General features: G+C 71.6%; 3 protein-coding genes. 2 read left to right on the forward strand and 1 reads right to left on the reverse strand.

Annotated features, from left to right (window positions below; translation table 11 throughout):
* Positions 1-201, forward strand: a 201-nt coding sequence (locus ACWGDE_RS37675; RefSeq protein WP_453393590.1) for a PTS-dependent dihydroxyacetone kinase phosphotransferase subunit DhaM, incomplete at its 5' end; no start/stop codon positions are given.
* 362 nt (positions 202-563) lie between these two features.
* On the forward strand, positions 564-1988 hold the full coding sequence (locus ACWGDE_RS37680) for an APC family permease (RefSeq protein WP_453393591.1): 1425 nt from the start codon (positions 564-566) through the stop codon (positions 1986-1988).
* Between the two features lie 93 nt (positions 1989-2081).
* Here the strand turns inward: ACWGDE_RS37680 and ACWGDE_RS37685 are convergent.
* The coding region (locus ACWGDE_RS37685) for a zinc-dependent alcohol dehydrogenase family protein (RefSeq protein ID WP_453393592.1) at positions 2082-3165 on the reverse strand (1084 nt) is incomplete at its 5' end.

The raw sequence follows: 3165 nt of genomic DNA on the forward strand, positions 1-3165 counted from the left end.
CTGTGCGACATGGGCAGTGCGGTGCTGACGGTGAGGTCCCTGCTCGCCGAGGAGCCCTCGCAGCTGCCCGAGGGCGCCCGGATCGTGGACGCCCCGTTCCTGGAGGGCGCCGTGGCCATCACCCTGACCTCGTCGATCGGCGGCGACCTCGACGCCGTCCTGGCCGCGGCCGAGGACGCCCGCGGCTACCGCAAGCGCTGACCGCGGGAAGACCTGAGGAGGGCGCCCCCAGGCAGGGGGCGCCCTCCCCGTGGTCCACGTCGCGATACGTCCGTGACACGGGAGCGCGGCAGGTCGGCAAAGCGGAGGGAAATTTACCGGCGGTCACCTGCGGTTATCGCACCCCGTGATTGCGCAGCGTTTACGCGGTCTTAACGCCGCGCCCGGCGGCCGGAGCGGTCCCGGACGATGGAATCCGCAGGTGAACAGCTCTTGACCTGCGGATCTCGTGGAGATTGCATGACGGCCCGGGAGCCACCGAACCACTCTTGCTCACCACCGCCCCGGAGGCGATACCGCTCCCGCGCTCACTCACCGCATCTGCCGATCGGAACACCGCACCGATGTCTGACACGATCAGTGCCCCCCAGGCCCTCGCCCCCGCCACCGGGCCCATCCCCCAGAAGCTCAAGCGCTCCATCGGCGTCGTCGGTGGAACCCTGCTCACGCTGTCGTGCGTGACGCCCGCCTCGACGCTGTTCGTCGTCGTTCCGGACCTCTTCTCCAGTCTCGGTACCTGGACCGCCCTCACCATCGCGATCGGCTCGCTGCTCTGCATCGGCGTCGCGTTCTGCTACTCGGAGCTGGGCACCCTCATCCCCAGCGCCGGCGGTGAGTACGCGATGGTGTCGACCATGTCCGGGCGGCTCGCCGGCTGGCTGGTCTTCGTACTGTCCCTGCTGGTCGTGATGATCGTGCCGCCCGTGATCGCCATGGGCACCGCCGACTACCTCGCCCCGGTGATCGACGTTCCGGCTCCGGCCGCGGGCGCCGGCGTGATGCTGCTCGCCACCCTCGCCGGTCTGCTGGACCTGCGGGCCAACGCTTGGATCACGGGCATCTTCCTCGTGCTGGAGGTCGTGGCCGCCGCGCTCGTCGCGGTACTCGGCTTCGCCCACAGCGAGCGGGGCGCGGACGCCCTCGTGCACGGCTCGGTGGCCGCCGAGGGCGGCGGCACTTCCACCGTCACCGCGATGATGGTCGTCTCCGGACTCGCCATCGCCCTGTTCATCACCCAGGGCTTCTCGACGGCCGTCTACCTCTCCGAGGAGCTGGAGAACCCGCGCCGCAACGTCCCGCGGACCGTGCTCGCCACCCTCGCCATCTCCACCGCCGTCATCCTGGTCCCGGTCATCGCCATCACCCTGGGCGCCCCCGACCTCGAAGCGCTGACCTCCGGGGACCTCGGCGCGATGGTGACCGCCTGGTCGAACTCGGCCGTCGGCACCTTCGTCAGCCTCTGCGTGGCCCTCGCCATCGTCAACGCCGGCATCGTCATGGTCATCCAGAACTCCCGGGTGCTCTTCGCCTCCGCCCGTGACAAGGCCTGGCCCGCGCCGGTCAACGTCGCGCTCTCGCGGCTCGGCCGGTTCGGCTCCCCGTGGGTGGCCACCCTGCTCGTCGGCGTTCCGGGTGCGGCGATGTGCTTCGTCAACCTCGACACCCTGTACGGGGTCACCGGCGTCTCGGTGACCGGCATGTACCTGCTCGTCGCGGTGGCCGCGCTGTTCAGCCGGCGCGGGGCGCACCGGGAGAGCGCGGCCTGGCGGATGCCGCTGTGGCCGGCCGTCCCGGTCGTGCTGATCCTGGTGTTCGCCTACATCCTGACCCAGCAGGAGACCCAGTACCTGCTGTGGACCGGCGGGATCACCGCCTTCGCCACCCTGTACTGGGCGCTGTACCTGCGCCCGCGCCAGGACACCCGCTGGCTGGTCAGCATTCCGGAGGACGAGGACAACCCGGCTCCGGCCGCGGTTCCCGCTCCGTAGCGGTCGACGGCGGCGGATCGCACGATCCTGAAGGATGCGGGGCCACGGGATGCACATCCCGTGGCCCCGCACCCGTTCGCGCCGCGTACGGGGTCACTCCCCCACCCTGATCACCACCTTGCCGAAGGGCGAGTCGGCGGCGTAGCCGCGGTAGGCCTCCCGGGCCTCCTCGAAGGGGAGCACGCGGTCCAGGACCGGGCGCAGACCGTTCGCCTCGACCGCCCGGTTCATCGCCTCGAACTGCGTCCGGCTGCCGACGAACACGCGCCGGATCGTCGCGAGGCTCGACGCGTAGGCGGCGTGGGAGATCTCGATCCCCGCCTTCGCGGCACTGGCGGTGATCAGCAGGGCGATCTGCCCGTAGAGCGAACTGGCCCGCACCGACTGCTCGATGGTGTCGGGACCGCCCGTCTCCACCACCAGGTCGGCGCCGCCGTCGGTGAGTTCCTTCACCTGCGCACCCCATTCGGGCGTCCGGGCATAGTTCACGACCGCGTCGGCCCCCAGGGCCTTCAGCCGGTCCGCCTTCTCCTCGCTCGACGTGGTCGAGACGACCCGGCAGCCCAGCATCTTCGCGAACTGCACCGCGAAGAGCGCGACCGGGCCGGTGCCGAGGGTCAGCACGCTCTGCCCGGGCAGCGGCGCTCCGCCCTCCCCGCCGGTCAGCGCGTTCCAGGCGGTGACCGCGGCGCACGGCAGGGTCGCCGCCTCCTCCCAGGTCAGGTGCTCCGGGACGCGCACCGCCCACTCCTCGTCGAGCAGCGCGTACTCCGTGAGCATCCCGTCGAGGGTGCAGCCGGGCTGGTCGACCAGGGCCGGGGTGATCCGGCCGTCGCGCCAGTGCGGGAAGTACGTGCAGGAGACGCGGTCGCCGACCGCGAACCGGGTCACCGCCTCCCCCACGGCGACCACCTCGCCCGCGCCGTCGCTCAGCGGGACCACCCCGGGTACGGCGGACAGCGGGTAGCGCCCGTGCAGGATCAGCAGGTCGCGCTTGTTGAGGGAGGCCGCCCGGACCCGGACCACGATCCCCGTGGGCCCGGCCGGAACCGGGCGCGGGCCGCCGCCGTCGCGCAGGACGATCCCGTCGATCCTGCCGAACTCCTCCAGGTGGTACGCGCGCATCTTCGCCTCCAGTCGGGCCGTCGGACCCCGTGTCCGATGACGTCGATGCTCC

Source organism: Streptomyces sp. NPDC054956 (genome assembly GCF_053609185.1).